Source organism: Microbulbifer maximicatervae (SeqCode) (assembly GCF_052467955.1).
Genome location: NZ_CP174329.1, coordinates 3,686,151 through 3,704,597, shown reverse-complemented (window position 1 = coordinate 3,704,597; position 18,447 = coordinate 3,686,151). Strand labels below are relative to the sequence as shown.

2 protein-coding genes are annotated in these 18,447 nt (G+C 50.5%); both read left to right on the top strand.

All coding sequences use genetic code 11. The annotated features are described in order from the left end of the window. The first annotated feature begins 164 nt into the window (after positions 1-164). Positions 165-13,217: an isopeptide-forming domain-containing fimbrial protein gene (locus ACJJI5_RS15855; RefSeq protein ID WP_445354599.1), complete on the top strand. Its 13,053-nt coding sequence runs from the start codon at positions 165-167 to the stop codon at positions 13,215-13,217. After that, positions 13,217-18,409 carry an OmpA family protein gene (locus tag ACJJI5_RS15850; RefSeq protein WP_445354598.1) on the top strand — a complete coding sequence of 1,731 codons (5,193 nt, stop codon included), beginning with the start codon at positions 13,217-13,219 and terminating at the stop codon, positions 18,407-18,409. The genes ACJJI5_RS15855 and ACJJI5_RS15850 overlap by 1 nt, the downstream gene beginning before the upstream one ends. The last annotated feature ends 38 nt before the right edge of the window (positions 18,410-18,447 follow it).

The following is an 18,447-nucleotide window of genomic DNA, read 5'->3' as shown; positions in this document are numbered from 1 at the left end:
GGCAATCCCTACAAAAGTTCCACTTGTTAGCTGGCTAATTATGACTTGTTTCACGGCTACCTAAGTGGGTAGTAATTAAAGTTCGCCCACCGTGGAGTGTCTGGTGTAAATGCCCGATTTATCTCCAAATATCTGTATTAGAAAGTGGCGGCCGTTAAGTGATAATGAAGTCGGAAGTAGTTGAGCGAAAATTCTCCAAGTACGCATTTATTGGACTTCTTTTGTCTTTTTGGGGGGCATTGCTGTCTGCGCCACAGGCTTTGGCTGATCACAACTGTCCCTCTAGTCCAGATAACCCTTCGAGCTTCAATATTGTAGATCATCGATCCAGTAATAGCTGGTGTACATTGTGTGGTGACGGGCAAGTTACGATAGAGATTGATGTACCCAGTATTTACAGTGGTATTTTTGGCAGCACCCAACATATTGAAAATATAGTTGTCACTGAAGATTTGGGTAGCTCGGACCTGGAATACGTCCCTAACTCAACCACGGTCAGTAGTGGTACTGTCCTTGGCGAGCCGACAATTAGTGGTACCACCATTACCTGGGATCAAAATGATTTGTCGGCGCTCGCAGCGCGCAATGAAAATAGCACCATGACAATTACATTTGAGGTGCGCAGTAAGAGTAATGAGGAAGAAGAGCTGGTTGGTAACAATCGAACTCTTACTGCAACAGCGCAATTTGATTATTGTACTTTTCCGACAACGACTGACAGTGACAGCTTTGTCCTGACCCTTCGCGAACCTCTTCCATCAATTGATAAGCGTGGACGCAATGTCGATGCAGCTCAGACTAACTTTACCAGTAATGTATATGGAAATATCGAGGATGATGTAGTTTGGCGTATCCGTATCAGTAACTCCGGTGCTGCTGATATGGAGGATGTACGCTTCGATGATTTGATGACTAACCCAAATATGGACATCAACTATGCATGTCCTAGCCAAAATACAGCTCTAGCTGTTGCGAATAATAATGGCGTTGCGCCCTCTGGCAGTAGTTGTATATCCGCCAGCAATACCGTCAATGACTTTGAGCTGAGCGGTAATTTTGCAAGTGGCCCAGGTAATATTGATGTCGAGGCAGGTGGAAGTCACGATATCTACTTGGTGGGTAAGGTTAATAGTTCTTGTAGTAATGGTACCAACACTGTTTCTGATGTGGAGTGGGGATGTGAAATAGATGGGGACACCGGTACCGGTGGAATTTCCAGCCCTTCCTCTACTAGTGGGCCAGGCTCAGATACCTCTGAGATGCGCACACTCGTAGATGATGATTTGACGATTACCCAGGCAATTACTGGTACAAATTTAAACCAACCTTTGGGCGCTGCTGGCTTTGTAACTATCACCATTAACAATCGGACGAGTGGTTCGGTAAAAGATATACAATTTGTCAGTGATCTGCCCGATGAATATGTCGTGGATACCACCTACACGCCACAGATTATTCAGATCGACCGAGGCGAAGATAATCACGGAGCAACTTACAGCTCGACCTTTTATGGGATGGTCGACACCCTTGAGTGGCGAGTGGGATCAACTTGGAATCAATGGGACCCCAGCCCACTAAACAACAATGAGCCAGAATTTCGTTTGTTGAGTAGCGGAAGCCACCCAGTTTATTCCGATCAGGAAAACATGATGCGTCATGGTGACCTGGTTCAAATTCGTTTCCGCATAGTCACTACTGAGCCAGATTTTTACGATCTAGAAGCAGACCTGGATGTAGAGGAAGAGTCCTCTACCAGTAACACTGACCCCAATAGCAATATTGCTATCGGTAACAATGTTTTGTCGATTGATTATGAGGACTTCTGCTCTACAACTACCACACCGACCCAAGTGGAGTCTCAATCGGTTACGCCCGATCCCGAAGACCTGGATGTTAGTACTGTTCACCCCCTCTATATTGTTCGCGATAGTGGCACTTCAGAACTAACAGTGGATATCACCAATAATGGTGGCCACGATGCGAATGATTATTCAGTGTATGTCACCTTCGGTGAGGCGATGAGGGTATTGTCTAGCGACCGCAGCTGTACGGCGTTGGGCAATCCGAATGTGGGCACTGTACCTCAGCACCCTGTATGGAACCAGCCGGATTACTTGCCAGATTCCTCAACAGTGTATCGCTGTGACAGTGGTGATCTTGGTGGTGAAATTGGACCCGGTGATACAGAGCGGGTGATTTTTGTGGTTGAAAAGAATCACTCGGCCACCGATGACGACCTGACTTTCCGCGCGGATGTGGTCGGTGAGATCATTCTGAATGATGGTACACCTCTGTACTTTCCGAGCCCTGCCGTAATTACCGAAACAACACCAAACTTGCAGCTGGCCAACAATTATACCCTTGATGGTATGCGCGCGCGGGTAATGGGTTTTAACCTGGTCAAGAACCGTTCCGATGAATGTACCGAGCTGACCAGTGAAACTGCTTTCCCTAATAGCAGTGTATTGATTGGTGAAGAGTGTAGTTTTGAAATTCAAGCCGGTGGTTGGTTTGGATTCGATACACCGGGATTTACTTTGATTGAAGTGAAGGACATTGATGTGATCGATGACCTTCCCGACGGCCAGGGCTATATTGCGGATTCACCGCTAAATTGTTCAGATGTCAGCCTTCCTGATCCCACCTCTCAGGCAAATTGTGTGGTTATTTCGAGCAGTGACATTGTCGAGGGCGGTGGTCTGAATAACTCTCTGAGTGAGACAGATTTACAGTGGGATATTACTACCAATATTACAGCGAAAGATCGCTGGTTCCTTGCGGATATGACAACCCGCTTGTTGAATGACCCAGTGGATACAGAAAACACTGATCCGAACCAACACGCAAATGACAGTATCGATTACGCTCGCGCCCAGTTTACTGCGGTTTTTGATACTGAAACGATTATCGTAGACAACTACAATACCAGTGGAACCCTGACCAATATTGATGGTGTTCCAACCACGGTTCCCGGTTTCCCAGATATCACCGAGTGGTCGGAATCTGTCACTGTTACTGAACCCTCGATAGAAGTCGATAAAAAAGTCTGTAATGAAAATCTCTACGGCACTGGAACAAGCTGTAGCAATTTTGTGGATTTTACCGATGAAGGGCACCGGGACCAGACTTATATCTTCCGTCTCACGGTGACTAACCGGGCTGCGGATAGCGGTGTTGATCGCGCTCCCGCATACGATGTTGTCGTAACTGATACCCTGGATTCTTCCGGCCAGATGTGTGTGCAGGCAATGGATTCCGATAGCCTGGATAACGATGCTGATGGCAGTTCGGAAACTGTCAGTGGCGACGATGGCTTGGTGGGAATTACCTCCGGTGCAAATAACTATTCAGAAGCTACCCACTGTAGTGATGGTGGTACCCCGGCTATTATTACTTTTTCCTATGAGCATTCCACTGCTCTTGAGCGAATTAACCCGGGTGACTCCGTAACCCTGTATTACCGTGTGAAACCACACCAGTCAGTGGCACCACTACAGCTATTTACCAATACTTTCTTTGCTCGCTATGACAGCTTGGAAGGCGATTTTGGTAATCAGACTTCCCCGCAAATTGACAGTGACACGGACAATGATGGTGTCGGTGATGGCGCTCCCGAAGCAGGGCGTGCTCGTCACTACCAGTCTGGCAATGCCGAAGCGCAGATGCAGATTATTGAGGTGAAGGCGGAGCCGAAGAAAGCCCTTGAGTTTTCCAACGGCACGGCCAGTGGAACCAGCAGTGATACAGCGGTTGTCGGTGAAGAGGTACGTTACGAACTGATAGCACAGATTCCGGCTGCGAAACTGCGAGACTTTGTGATTCGTGATGAGTTGCCGGCAGGTATGCGCTGTATCGAAGGGGAGACTATCGATTTAAGTGCCTCCCCTTATGATGCCGCTGGCTTTGTACCGGGAGGTACTTTTAATGCTACCTGTACCAGCACGGGTACTGCAGATTACGTTGAGTGGGATTTTGGTGATCAGGAACTCACCACCGTATCCGGTAGCCTGTTTGATTTTCCGGTAGAGTTTATTGCCCGTATTGAAAACAGCAGTAACACCAATGACGGTGATGTTTTGGGTAATGGCGGCAGCTATACCACTGCGCAAGTTACTTATGTGGATGAGTCCGGTGCAGCGGTAGCGGTGCCATTTGATGCCCATGAAATAACAGTACTCGAGCCACAAATACAGCTGACCAAATCCTTTGCTGTTACCAATAGTGATGCTGACGATATTTTGACAGTCACGGTTACAGCAGAAAATATTGGCAGTGCCGATGCCTATAACTTGCAGGTGCTCGACGATCTCACCGGTAGCAATCTTATTTACCTGGGCAATGTGGGCGGCAACGATCCACCCAATAATGTCGATGTCACTACGGTGGGCACCAATGCTCCCATCTTTAGCTGGAATCGCAGTAATAGCGATTACACTATTGCGGTTGGCAATACAAAAACATTCACTTTTGAAGTCCAGGTAGAGCAGGGCGTTGAGCCCCATGAAATCCTGGACAACACCATTGAGGCCCGCTGGCAATCCCTACCTGGTATAGATGTTGCCCTTAATAGTGGCAACTCTATTGGCGTTGATGGTGCCGCTGACGGCATGCGTATTGGTGTTTTGCCTAATGTCGGCGATCCCATCAACGATTATGAAACCAATGCCAGCGCTCAGACCGAAGTGCCGTCATTAGCAATGACTAAAACGGATTTGGACACCTCAGTAGTTCCCACCATCGGTGCCCATAAAAAATTCCAACTGGAGATTAGTTTACCGGAAGGTATCAGTGAAAATGTAGTTATCACTGACCAGCTGGGTAGCCCTGAGGGTTATGTGCTCTCTCATAATACTGACTACGATATCACTTACGATTTTGTCGGTATTGAAACTATTAATGGCAGCGCGCCATCTGAATCGGCCTTTAGCAGTTTTCCGGGGGATAATACTTCCGGAAATGCTACCTGGGATATCGGCACCGTCGATACCAGCAGTGAAAATGACACGGCCGGAAGCACAATTGCTCCGCTGATTCGAATTACCTATTTTGCCCGCATCGAAAATGATCTCGCCACTAATGATGGTGACAATCGCCAAAATAATGCCGCGCTTACTTACAGCAATGGGGAAAGTGGCAGCACAGAAAATATCAACGACAGCACAACCAGTGTAACGGTAGTAGAGCCGTTACTCGAGATTAGCAAGACAGTGACTAATGCCACCAATCCCGGCAATCTGCCGGTGGGTGGTGACGTGCTGGAATATGTTATTACTGTGGAGCATGATGCGGGCTCCAGTGCCGCAGCTTATGAGCTGAATTTAGTCGATACGCTGCCTTCAGAGTTGACCTTTGACAGCAGCTTTACACCCACCGCAGAAATAGGCGGCACCGCGGTATCCGGCTTTGTTGCCACACCAGCGGCAGCTCCAGCAGGTCCACTCGTATGGGGTCGTGACAATGGCGATAACAGTCTGGATTTAGCGCTGGGTCAAACTCTGGTGCTCACCTACCGAACCCAGGTTACCGGCGTTTTTGGTTCGCCTATCAGCAACAGTGTGATGCTGGACTGGACCTCCCTGGACGATGGCAGTATCAATGACCAGGCCTATGAGCGAGACGGTGCTGGATGCCCCAGTATTTCCGCACCTGATGATTACTGTGTTGGTCCTGTAGAAGCCAGTATTAATACGGTAGACAATACTAGCATTACAAAAGCAGTAATTGCCGATACAGATACCGCAACTGCAGTGGGTACCTTGCGTGTTGGCGATACTGTCACTTACCAGCTCTCCCTGAACTTACAGGCGGGAACAACACCAGCGGTAACTATTGATGATGCGCTGCCCAGTGGTTTGGAATTTGACACTGTTGTCAGCGTGAATGGGGATACCACTGCTCCCTACGACGATAGCCTGAATGATTTTACCTATTCAGCGATTTCGGTTCCCACTGCCGGCGATACCGGTACAGTTTCCTGGGACCTGGGGGATATCACCAGTAATTTCGGTAATACCAATAACTTTGTTATTGAGTACACCGCTAAAGTAGTGGCGGGTTCGGGAATCACCGCGCCTACCGCAACTCTGACCAATACGGCCCAGCTAAATTACACCGGTGCCGCCAGTACCTTGCAGGACAGCGCCGATATTACTGTACTGCAACCGGTGATCGACAATCTCACCAAGACCGATGCTACCTGGCCCAGTTCCCATATGAATGTGGACCCGGCCAACGATATTATGCAGTTTACCCTGCAGGCCTGTAACTCGGGTCTGGCCCCCGCCTACAACCTATCGCTAACTGACGATTTAGCGACGCAAATGGACGAGAGTTCCATTGCCAATCTCCAGGTGAGTCTCGACGGTGCTGTACTGACACAGGGAGCAGATTACACCTATAGCGCGCCGGCAACGCGCGGTGCTGATATGGGCTTCGATTTCCTGGTGCCGGTCGAAGCGGGCACCTGTTTGGAAATCAGTTACGAGATCGGTTTCTATACAGATATTAGTGGCGGTGAAAGTTGGGTTAACACTTTTACCGTCGATGAATTCTGGTCGCTGGAAGCTAGCAATGGCGAACAGTACTCTGCAGTTACTTTGGGCACTCCCTATCCTATGGGCACTGTTGCGACCAGTGTGACTGCTCCACAAAAAACACTGCAAACAGCGACTACTGCCGCTGTTGGTGACGAGGTCGTATACCAGATACAGGTACCCGGTAGCGGCACCACCTCGGCTATTTACGATATTGAAATTTCCGATGTATTAGACCCCAGCTTAGAGCTGGTGCAATTGCAGGAAATTAATGGGCTTACCTACACCGATAATACCAGTGGCAATAATATCGATCTGGCAATCGATATTATCCCAGCCGGTACCGTGGCAATTTTTGAAGTTCGCGCCCGGGTTGCCAACAATGCCACAGCCCAGGCTGGTCACAGCTTTGAAAATGAGGTGACTTATTCTTATGCCGCGACTGATGGCGGCACTTCTCAGTCCGGAGGCACCGGCACTGCAGCGACACTCACCATCGTCGAGCCAGAGATAAGTGCAATTGCCTCTGTCGTAAATCAAACCAATCCCGGTAACGATCCGGATGCGGGCGATGTACTGCGTTTTACCCTGGACCTCAGTGCTGCGGGTAATGCGGAAAATTCTGCAGCTTACGATCTTTCGGTTAATGAGTTGTTATCCCTGGGGCTTGAGTTTGTACCAGGCACCGTGACTTTTGCCGGAGCCTCCCAGGCAGATCCCACCGTAACTGGTGACGGAATTACTACTGCGCAAAACCTGGTTTGGGATCGGGCCAATAGTGATCTGGATATCGCCGCAGGTGATAACAGTGAACTGGTCTTCGATGTGGTTGTACTCGACAGTGTACAGCCGGCGGCGGCGCTGTCCGCAACTGCCAGTGTGGAATGGACCAGTCTCGATGAAGATAACAGCAGTATTTATGAACGTAACGGTGCTGATGGTAGCGGTGGCCTGAATGATTACTTGCTGGAAAATATTGCTGCTCAGCTAGATGCTGCCAATGACAGCACAATTAGCAAAATTCGCTCAGATGACAGCTATGGTAGCGCTGATGAGCAATTGCGAGTGGGCGACTTGGTTGAATACCAGATTACCCTCTCCCTACCAGAGGGCACGGCCTCCAATGGGCTTATTGTCGATACTTTGCCCCAGGGAATGGTGTTTGTAAGCACACTTTCAATTAATGGCCAGACTTCTGCACCATTTACTGCTGCGGCGCCCTTTACCCACACCGATATCGCAGAACCAGTGCAGTCTGGCGATCCTTCTACTGGTGCCACTACGGTTACCTGGAGTATTCCCGACCTGGTCAACACGGGTGATAACGATACCAGCAACGATGAATTTGTTGTGCGTTACCTTGTGCGGGTTCTCAATGAGGATTCCCACCCCTGGCCAGCAACGAACACCGCGCTGACCAATACTGCAGAGTTTGATTTTGATGCTGCCACAGGAGCTGAAACCCGTAGTGATAGCGAAACACTGGACCTGTTACAGCCGGATCTCGCCGTAGCTATTAGCTCAACTCCCGCAGATGGCAGCACGCTTTCCGCCGGCGATACCATTGAATATACCGTTACGATTACCAACAACGGTTCTTCACCAGCCTATGATCCGGTATTCCGCGATGTGATTCCTTTAGGTCTGCGCCAAGGGGGAGTCAGTGTCCAGTCCCTCACGGTAAATGGTGCCGCAGCAACAGTGGTTGCGCCTACTTTCGATAGTAGTAATGGCGAAGCCGTTTGGGATTTTGCCGCAGGTACGGGTTACGGAATCAACGCTGGTGAGTCCATGGAAATGGTATATCGCGTTGAAGCGGATTCTAATTTAGGTGCTGGACTTAGCCTGCAAAATGCGGCCTATGTTGAAGTTTATTATTCGCTTGATGATAACGATTTGCCGTCTCTGAATTCCGTGGCGGTCACTGACGATTTACGTGAGGATTATGGCCCGACTTCTCCGGTGAGTGTCCAATTTAATACTCCCAATGCCGCGCCACTGTTGATTGAAGTTACCCAATTAACAGCTTCCATTGGCGAGCCGTTTAACTATCGCATTACCATCCCGGAAACGGTGCAGACCACGGCGCTTCACGATGTCACTGTGCTGATGGATCTGACTACGTCTGCTGCGGATCTGGAATTTGTCAGTGCCAGTAAAGTATCTGGCAGTGCATCTTTCACTCCGGAAAATAACGGCAGCTCCACCAGTCTCAGTATTGCAGATAGCACTAACGGAATTGATGTGCCCGCCGGCGAGCAAGTCGTTATTGATGTAACACTGCGACTGCTGGATATGGACCCGCCGAATGTGGACGGTTTGAATTTTGCCGCCAGTGCCAGCTACAGCTACAACTACGATAATGATAATTCCTCTGCAGGGCAGGGTGCGGGTAGCGGCAATACTACGGCGGACATGACGGTAGTAGAGCCCACGGCTATTACCCTGACTAAAACTGGCCCCACCAGTGTCCAGTCCGGTGTAGGCGGTACCTTTACTTTAGATTTGCACAATACCGGTACGGGCCCGGCCTGGGATATTAGTGTTACCGATATTTTGCCGGATAATAACCCCGGTGGAATGTGTGAAACGGCCCCGGCCAATTTCACCGCGCAAATTACTGACAGCGCCGGCACCACCACGGCCACCCTGACAGAAGGTTCCGACTTTAGCGCGGTATTCGATAACGATAGCTGCACCCTCACAATCACCTCCATTGGTTCAGTGGCAATGCTGGATGCGGATTACCATCTGCTGATTGGTTACGATGCCTATTTGGATGCCGACACCGTCGATGGGGATACGCTGACGAATATTGCTGGTGTTACTCAGTGGCACAGCTGGGATAGCAGCCTCACTGAAGTTCGCCAGTACACCCGTGCGGCGCCCACCGATGGTACTCCCGGTGTGCTGGATCATGAGGATGCTTATTCGGTTAGCGCCTCTGTGCCGACAGTGACTTTCTACAAAGCTGTGGAAAATATCAGCCGTGGAGAAAACCCGGCCACTGCCGCCAGCCCCACGGAAGTTTTACGTTACACATTGACTCTGACCAATACGAGTGGTGTTGATGTGAACGGAGCCGAGATTACCGATGACCTGGGTCGATTAAATAATTCGGCACTGTTTGAATCGGGCACTTTACAGTTGGTGAGTGCTCCGACTGGCAGTGACAGCAGTGCTATCGATGCTTCTGCCGGTACCTGGAATAGTGGCTATCTGGAAGTCAGTAATCTGGATCTTACGGCGAGCGGTACCACGGGAGATTCTATCCAGATTGTTTATGAAGTTACCCTGGCAGCAGTTATTGATAGTGGGACCCAAGTCTTCAACCAGGCCCAGGTTCAGCTTCCCGGGCAATTACTGCAAGACAGTGATGATCCCAACATCAACGGCACCGATGATCCGGATACGGCGGGTGATGAAGATCCCACAGAAGTACTGATTGAGTCAGAGCCATTACTGGTGGTAGAAAAAACGTCGGCAGATATGACTGATGATGCAGATCTGCTGATGGTTGGGGATACCCTGCGATATACCATTACCGCGGAAAATGCCGGTAATGAGAATGCGATCAATGCCCTGATATTGGATCAGATCCCATCTAATACAACTTATGTCAGTGGCTCTACCACCCTGAATGGCTCCACATTGTCTGATGTCAGCGGCACCTCTCCTCTGGCTGCAGGTATGAGCATTAATACCGATGGTGAAGCCGATGGTTTTATCGGCGCAACGGCCAATGGCGCACCTGCAGTGGTCATCACCTTTGATGTCACCATTAATGACGTTAATGATGGCACCGTTATTTCAAACCAAGCGTTTGTAAATGGTGAAGGTGTGGGTAGCGGTACTTTTGATGAAGTGCCCTCCGATGATCCGAATACCGATGCTCCCAATGATCCCACGATCGATATTGTTGGCGATGTACCCCTGTTAATTGCCCACAAGACTGTGGAGATTGCCGAAGACTATATTTCCGCAGGGATTGTCGATCCGGGTGATGTACTTCGCTATACCATCGCAATCACCAATATGGGTGGTGTAGATGCTCTCGAAGTAGCGCTTACCGATCAGGTACCAAATGACACTACTTATGTTGCTGGCACCACCACTTTAAATGGTGAAGTGGTCGCGGATAACGGTGGTGGTAATTCACAGTTGGATTCTGCCCTACCGGTTTCATCCGATGACCTGACTCCGCCGCTACCAGGAGCCAATGAAGGCATTATTACCTCGGGGCAAACTGCCACTGTCACATTTGAGGTAATGGTGAATTCTGGCACCCCGACAGGCACAGTTATCAGTAACCAGGGTAGTGTTGATGCAGATGAGTTGGCACTTACCCTGACCGATGCAGATGGCAACCCAGCCAATGGTGCACAGCCAACTGACGTTGTCGTGGGTGATGCCCAGTTGCTCTCCATTGTGAAAGAAGTTGCTGTTGTCGGTGGCGGTGCCGCAGAAGCGGGTGCGGTATTGGAATACCAGGTAACCGTCGAAAATATCAGCGGTGTCCCAGCAACTTATATTGAGATCACCGATGACCTGGCTATAGCCGGAGATGGAGTTCTTACCTATATCGCTGATTCGGCCATGCTCAACGGGCAGACCGATGGAATAACGGTTGTCGACACGCTAATCACTGCAGACTACGCCACAACTTACGGTGATTTGGAACCAGGAGAGATGGTTACTCTGCGTTTCCAGGCGCAGATGTCAGAAAACCTGGATTATGGTTTTACTGTAGTAAATACCGCAGAAGTACAGTGGAATGATCCGGCCTCCAGCGCTCAGGCTAGTGTTGCCATTGACGTTGGCGGTACCCCGGGCATTGCCAACCTGGCTGGTTATCTGTGGCACGATGTGAATTTCAATGATGCCTTGGATACGGATGAGAGCCTGCTGCTTAATTGGGCGGTAGACCTGTATTTCAATGACGAATTGATGGAAACAGTTCAGTCTGATGAAAATGGTTACTTCCAGTTCCAGGGGCTCGTACCGAACAGCTATGGTGGCCTTAGCTATGAAATGCGTTACACCGCACCAGATGCTACTGAAAGTACAGCTTCATTGGGTAACTCTGTTTCTGATTTCACCAACGGCCCGCAGTCCATTAGTGAAATTTATGTAGATTCGGGAGCGAACCCACAGGACTTGAATTTGCCTCTAACACCCAATGGCGTGGTTTACGATTCAGTAACCCGCTCCGCCATTGAGGGTGCCACCCTCACTATGTTGAGGGTGAGTTCCGGTCAGGAATTGCCTGCGCGTTGTTTTGATGATGAGAAACAACAAGGGCAGGTAACTCAGTCTGGGGGTTACTACAAGTTTGATATCAACTTCAGCGATGCAGCCTGTCCATCCAACGCGGACTACCTGATTCAGGTGGATATCGCGGATGAGGATTATGTGGGTGGTGAATCACTGGTAATTCCTTCTCAGACAAACAGCGAAACTGCCGGTTTTGATGTGGCCGGTTGCCTGGGCAGCAACGCCGATATGGTTCCTGCGACCGCAAATCGCTGTGAGGTGCAGGAATTGTTCTCTCACCCCTCTCTTGATGTCGAGGCGCGGGATGCGGCAACGGACTACTACCTGCGAATGACTTTGGATGATGGTCAGATTCCAGGGGAAAGCCAGCTGTTCAACAACCATGTCGCCATGGACCCGGAGTTGGAAGGGGCGCTATCCATCACCAAAACCGCGGCCATGCTCAACGTAACCCGCAGTCAGTTGGTTCCTTACACCATCACTTTTGGCAATACGCTGCCAATTCCACTGACAGATCTACAGCTAGTAGATTACTTCCCGGCAGGCTTCAAATATGTCGCGGGCTCGGCGCGCCTTGATGGAGAAGCGGTTGAGCCTGAAAGCGAAGGCCTGCAATTGAGGTGGTCAGATCTGCGCGTGGAAGCGGAAGAAACCCGTGTATTGAAATTGCTATTGGTTGTGGGTTCCGGTGTGGGCGAGGGCAAATATGTGAACCGCGCCCGTATGTTTAATCAGCTCTCTGGACAGGCAGCCTCTGGTGAGGCCTCCGCCACTGTGCGCGTGGTGCCCGATCCCACCTTCGACTGTACCGATGTTATCGGCAAAGTGTTTGACGATAAAAATATGAATGGCTACCAGGATGAAGGAGAGGGTGGTTTACCGGGTGCTCGAGTGGTGACTGCTACCGGCCTGAATGCTACAGCGGACTCCCACGGTCGATTCCATATTACCTGCGCAGTGGTGCCGAATGGGGATCGAGGTTCCAATTTTGTGCTCAAGCTCGACGATCGCAGCTTGCCAAGCGGGTATCGTCTCACCACTGAAAACCCGCGTGTGCTGCGAGCCACCCGAGGCAAGATGCTGAAGTTCAACTTTGGAGCCAGCTTGCACCGGGTAGTGCGCCTGGATATTGCCGAAGCGGTATTTGAACCGGGCACAACAGAATTGCGCCCGCAATGGCATTCCCGAATGGATTTATTGTTGGAAAAACTCAGTGAAGCTCCCTCTGTTTTACGCCTTGCCTATCTTGGGGAGAATGAAGATCCGGATCTGGTGGACGAGCGTCTGCAGGCAATTAAAGATCAGGTCGCCCAGGACTGGGAGAGCCGTGAAGGTGACTACGATTTGACCATAGAAACTGAAGTTTTCTGGCGCCGTGGAGCGCCTCCTGGTAAAGGAGGTTTGGAGTGATGTCCTTTGCAAAACGGAATCGTGACCGGCGAGCTTGCTCGATAAATACTGCCGCGAAGACGGACCGCTTTTTCTCCCGGCGGGACTGCAGTCTCGCCACTGCGATCGCGTTGGCATTAACACTTCCAGCGCAGGCCCAGGAAGCGGGTGCGCAAGTAGATGAGCCTAGTTGGTGGCAGGTCTGGCAAAATATTCCAAGCCTGAGTTCTGAAGAAAGTGGAGCTCAATCCGAACTCGAAGAGCAGTCGATAGGCAGTAATACTGAAGGTATGCTGCTGCGCGCACCTACAAATCAATGGTTGCAGGATGCAACTCAATTTGTTGCACCGCTGGACCCGATTGTGGTGGAAGATTTTATCGACCCAATCCTGTTCTATGGCGTTGAGGATGAAATACCTCTGGAGGCAGTGGAGTTACTGCGCCAGAGCTTGAATGACTTGGGTGAGACGCCCAATTTTGAGTTGCACTTTATTGGCCATACAGATTCCGATCCCCTTACCGGGGAACAGGTAGCAGACTTTGCCAGCAAAGAAGAATTTACTTTGGCGCGGGCCCAGTTCGTGGCGGACTTCCTTCAAGAGGCCCTTGAACTGCCTGAGCAAATGATTGTTGTTGAAGGGCGAGGGGATATAGAACCCACAGCGGATAATATTACTACCGCAGGTCGTGAAGAGAATCGCCGAGTACAGGTAAAAGTAACCTATGACGCCCTGGATGAAAAAGCCATGGCGGACCGTGCCCGTGCGGAAGCATTGTTGCTCAACCGGGTGAAAGTATGCCGCCAGGAAACGGTGTGCAGGCTTACTTATGCCGCAGGCAGTGAACAGCGGGCACGCCTTAGAAACCTGGTGACGCCACTGAGGATGGAGCCCGGGCAAACAGAATTGCCGGAAGCCTTTATTCGCCGTATCCGCGAGGTTCGATCCAACCTTGCGGATAAAAACAATCTGGTTATTCACTTTATTGGTCATACCGACGCCCGCCCCCTGGACGTGAGTGAAAATCCGGAAGCCCAACAGAGTGCTTATCAGGAGCGATCCTATAGCGAAGCCCGCCGTGTCGCTCAGGCCCTGGGTTCTGCACTGAATTTGCCTGCGGCCATGATCACCAGCAGTGGTAAAGGGGCGAGCCAGCCGCTAGCGGCCAACGATACGCCGAAAGGGCGAGCCCTCAACCGTCGGGTGGAAGTGGAATTTTGGTATGACGACCCACTGGAAGTCGCTACAGATTCTGTTCAGGCGTGTCCGGAAGCTGCCGCTGCGGAAACTCTTACCATTGCCTATGAGTCTGCCGGTGGAAAACTGTCGCCGATTCGTTTTGATAATGGCGATCCGATTATCAGTCAGGCACAGCTGACACAAATACGTGCGGCCATGGCTGAAATTTCCAATAAAGCGAATGTTCGTCTGAGCTTTATTGGATACAGCGATAACCAGCGTATGGATCGCCGCGAAGCGATGGTTTACGGCGATGACCAGGGGTTGTCCGGTGCCCGCGCTCAGCGCGCTATGGCACAGGTACAGGAATTACTGAATCTCGAAGATACCCAGGTGGAGTTTGAGGGGCGCGGCTACGTTCAATCTGCGGATGTAGTGAGCAATGGCTTTGAGCAGCGGGATGGCGCCAGGGTTGAGGTCGAAATCCTGTACGATGAATTGGCAATTCTCACTGAAAGTGATCGCCTGGAAATCGAGCGCATTAATCGTGAAGCCATAGCGAATAATCCCTACGCACTTAACTTAATGCGTATCACTGTCGATGGCAGCCCGGAATACGACCCCTATAAAAACTCAGCGGACTTACAGCGCTGTACTGATGTGGCCTTGCAAGAAGCGAATATTCAATTTCGCTTCGACAATAAAAAAATGCAACCGCGCCTGAATGTGACAGCGTGGCCCAATACCATCCGTTACGCAGATAACCCGGATACCGATCTGGCAGAGAACAGGGTATTTTTCAGTAGCTATACCAACTATCCCTCTTTTATTAAAAGTACCGAAGTGCGATTGTTCGAAGAGGGACAGTCTCTGCGCGATACACCTCTGGCAATTGTACCGCTGGATCACTTTGGCAAAGGGGAATGGCATGCAGAATTTTCTGAATTCCAGGCGCCTCTAAAAAAATTACACTACGTACTGCGTGCCTATGACAACAAGGGCCGCTATGACGAGACTACGGAACAGACCCTGTGGTTGGTAGATCAAATTGAAGAGTCTGCAGAAAATGAAGATATCGGTAGGGAATTATTAGTAGGCTACGGCGAGAACCGCTTAGCACAGCGGAACATCCCTCTGGATGGTAACAGTGTATTGGTTAATGGCACTCAGGTGCCGTCCGGGCACACCGTATGGTTAGCGGGCAATCCGGTACCGGTCGATAGTCAAGGCCAGTTTATCGCCGAGCAGATTTTTGAGCCGGGCATGCATACGGTTGAAGTGGCGATACTTGATGATGAGGGTAATGGTGAACTTTTCCTGCGGGATTTGGATTTTGCCAAAAACGACTGGTTTACTGTAGGTATTGCCGACCTTACTGTGGGTTACGATAAAACCAATGGCCCAGCGGCCCTGGTTACTGGTGATGAAACTCACTATGACAATTCAGTAAGCTACGATGGCCGCCTGGCGTTTTACACCAACGGCGGTTTCGGGGAAGGCTGGCGTCTGTCGGCCAGTGCAGATACCGAAGAGGGCCCGGTAGAGGATCTGTTTTCCAACTTTATGGAAAAGTCTCCCGATGCCTTGTTCCGCCGCCTGGATAGTGATTTGTATTACCCAACGTTTGGCGATGACTCCACCGTAGTTGAAGACGCCCCCACGTCAGGCAAGTTTTATGTGAAATTGTCCAAGTACGATGACTACGGTCTCTGGGGTAATTTCAAAGCCAACTACGCCGATAATGAGCTCGCCCAAATTGACCGGACGCTCTACGGCGGCAGTGGTCACTTTGAAACCGATGCGATGACCAGCTTTGGTGAGAAGCGCTTTCAAATAGATGCCTTTGGAGCAGAGCCGGGAACCATTGCCGGGCGCGATGAGTATCGTGGAACCGGCGGTTCCCTGTATTACCTCCGTCACCAGGACATTTCCAGCGGTTCGGAAAGTTTACGAGTAGAAGTTCGGGATAAAGATTCCGGGCTGGTGCTCGCAGTTAAGACCCTTACCGCAGTAGTTGATTACGACATCGACTATATCCAAGGGCGTATCCTGCTTAACAGCCCCTTATCTTCCCTGGCAAATGATGAACTGCTCATTGAAGATGGCGCTTACAACGGCAATCCCCAATACCTGGTAGCACGCTACGAATACACACCAGGTTTTGAAGAAATGGACACCTTGGCTGTTGGTGGGCGTGCCCACTACTGGTTGGGCGATCACGTCAAATTGGGCTTCAGCAGTATTCAGCAAGACGAAGATGAAAATGAAAGTTCCTTGCAGGGTATTGACCTGACTTTGCGTAAAAGCGCCAGTAGTTGGGTGAAAATTGAAATGGCCGATAGCGAGGGCAGCAATCTCGATAGCGTCAGTTCGCTCGATGGCGGCTACACCTTTGATGATGAAAGCCTGGATTCCACGGTTGCTGCGAGTGCAACCAAAGTGGAAGGCGTTTTACAGCTGGGAGATTTCTTCGAGAGTTTGCGTGGCTCTGGTAGTTTTTACCATCAAGAGCGTGAAGCGGGTTTTTCCGGTCCAGGCCAATTTGTGGATGGCGATACCATCCAATATGGCGGTGGCGTTAACCTGCCGATCGGCGAAAGTTTTGATGTAAGAATCAAAGCCGACACCAAAGAGGAAGAGCAGGGGTTGCAAACCAATGCCATGGACTTGATGCTCGGCTACCGTATCAATGATCACTGGCGACTCACCTCCGCAGTTCGCAATGATAGCCGTGAAGATGAATCCGAAGTTGTCGCCGCTACCCAGACAGAGGGGGATCGCACAGATGTTGCTGTCGAGGCGAGCTATGATTCCGGTGAGAGTTGGAGCGCCTTTGGTTTTGTTCAGAATACGATGGAAGTGACCGGTACCCGCGAAGAGAACAATCGCATCGGCCTCGGCGGCGCTTATCGGGTGAGTGACCGTTTGACAATGGACAGTGAAGTTTCCGGTGGTGATACTGGCACAGCTGCCCGACTCGGTACGGACTTTCTGGTGACTGACAGAACCAGCCTCTATATGAATTATGCGCTGGATAACGAGCGCAGCGATACCGGTGTGCGTGCACGCAAGGGCAATATGAGTACCGGCTTCCGCAGTCGCTATTCTGATACGCTAAATATTTACGGTGAGGAGCGCTACAGTCACGGTGATGTTTCCACTGGCCTGACCCACGCCCTGGGTATGGATCTGGCCCCCAATGACCGTTGGACCTATGGCACTACCCTGGAGGCGGGCACACTCGAAGACCCGGATACAGGAGCCAAGACCGAGCGCAATGCCATGGGCTTTAATGTGGGCTATGGTTTGGATGCTATACGCATCGCATCCGCGCTGGAATACCGTACGGATATATCGGAAACGGTATCGGGCGAAAATACTGTATCGGAAACTGAGCGCGATACCTGGCTATTAAAAAATACCTTCAACTACCAGTTCACCCCGGACTGGCGCTTGGTTGGCAAACTCAACTATTCAGACAGCAAAAGTTCGGAAGGTGAATTCTACGATGGTAAATTCACCGAAGCGGTAATGGGTTATGCCTACCGCCCGGTAAACAATGACCGCCTGAATACCCTGATGAAGTACACCTATTTCTATAATGTGCCGACTCAGGATCAGGTTACTGTTGAAAATACCTCCACTGAATTTATCCAGAAGAGTCATATCTTTTCGATAGACGCCAGTTACGATCTCAATCGGCAATGGACTTTGGGTGGCAAGTACGCCTATCGTCTGGGCCAGTTGAGCATGGACACGGAAGACCCGGAGTTTTTCGATAGCCGTGCCAGCCTTTATGTACTGCGTGCCGATTGGCATTTTATCAAGCGCTGGGATCTCCTCCTGGAAGCCCGCTTACTGGACCTACCCGATGCCCAGGATAGCAAGAGCGGCGCCCTGATCGGCTTGTATCGCCATGTTGGCGATCACCTTAAGTTGGGGGTGGGCTACAACTTTACCGACTTCTCTGATGATCTCACCCAGCTGGACTATGACAGTCATGGGGTGTTTATTAATATTATTGGTAAGCTGTGATTTTATGGCCCGGTGCAAGCTGGGCCTTAAATCTTATC

What these genes read in the sequence shown, in the direction of transcription:
- ACJJI5_RS15855 (WP_445354599.1), top strand. Translation starts at nt 165, where the DNA reads ATGAAGTCGGAAGTAGTTGAGCGAAAATTCTCCAAGTACGCATTTATT.
- ACJJI5_RS15850 (WP_445354598.1), top strand. Translation starts at nt 13,217, where the DNA reads ATGTCCTTTGCAAAACGGAATCGTGACCGGCGAGCTTGCTCGATAAAT.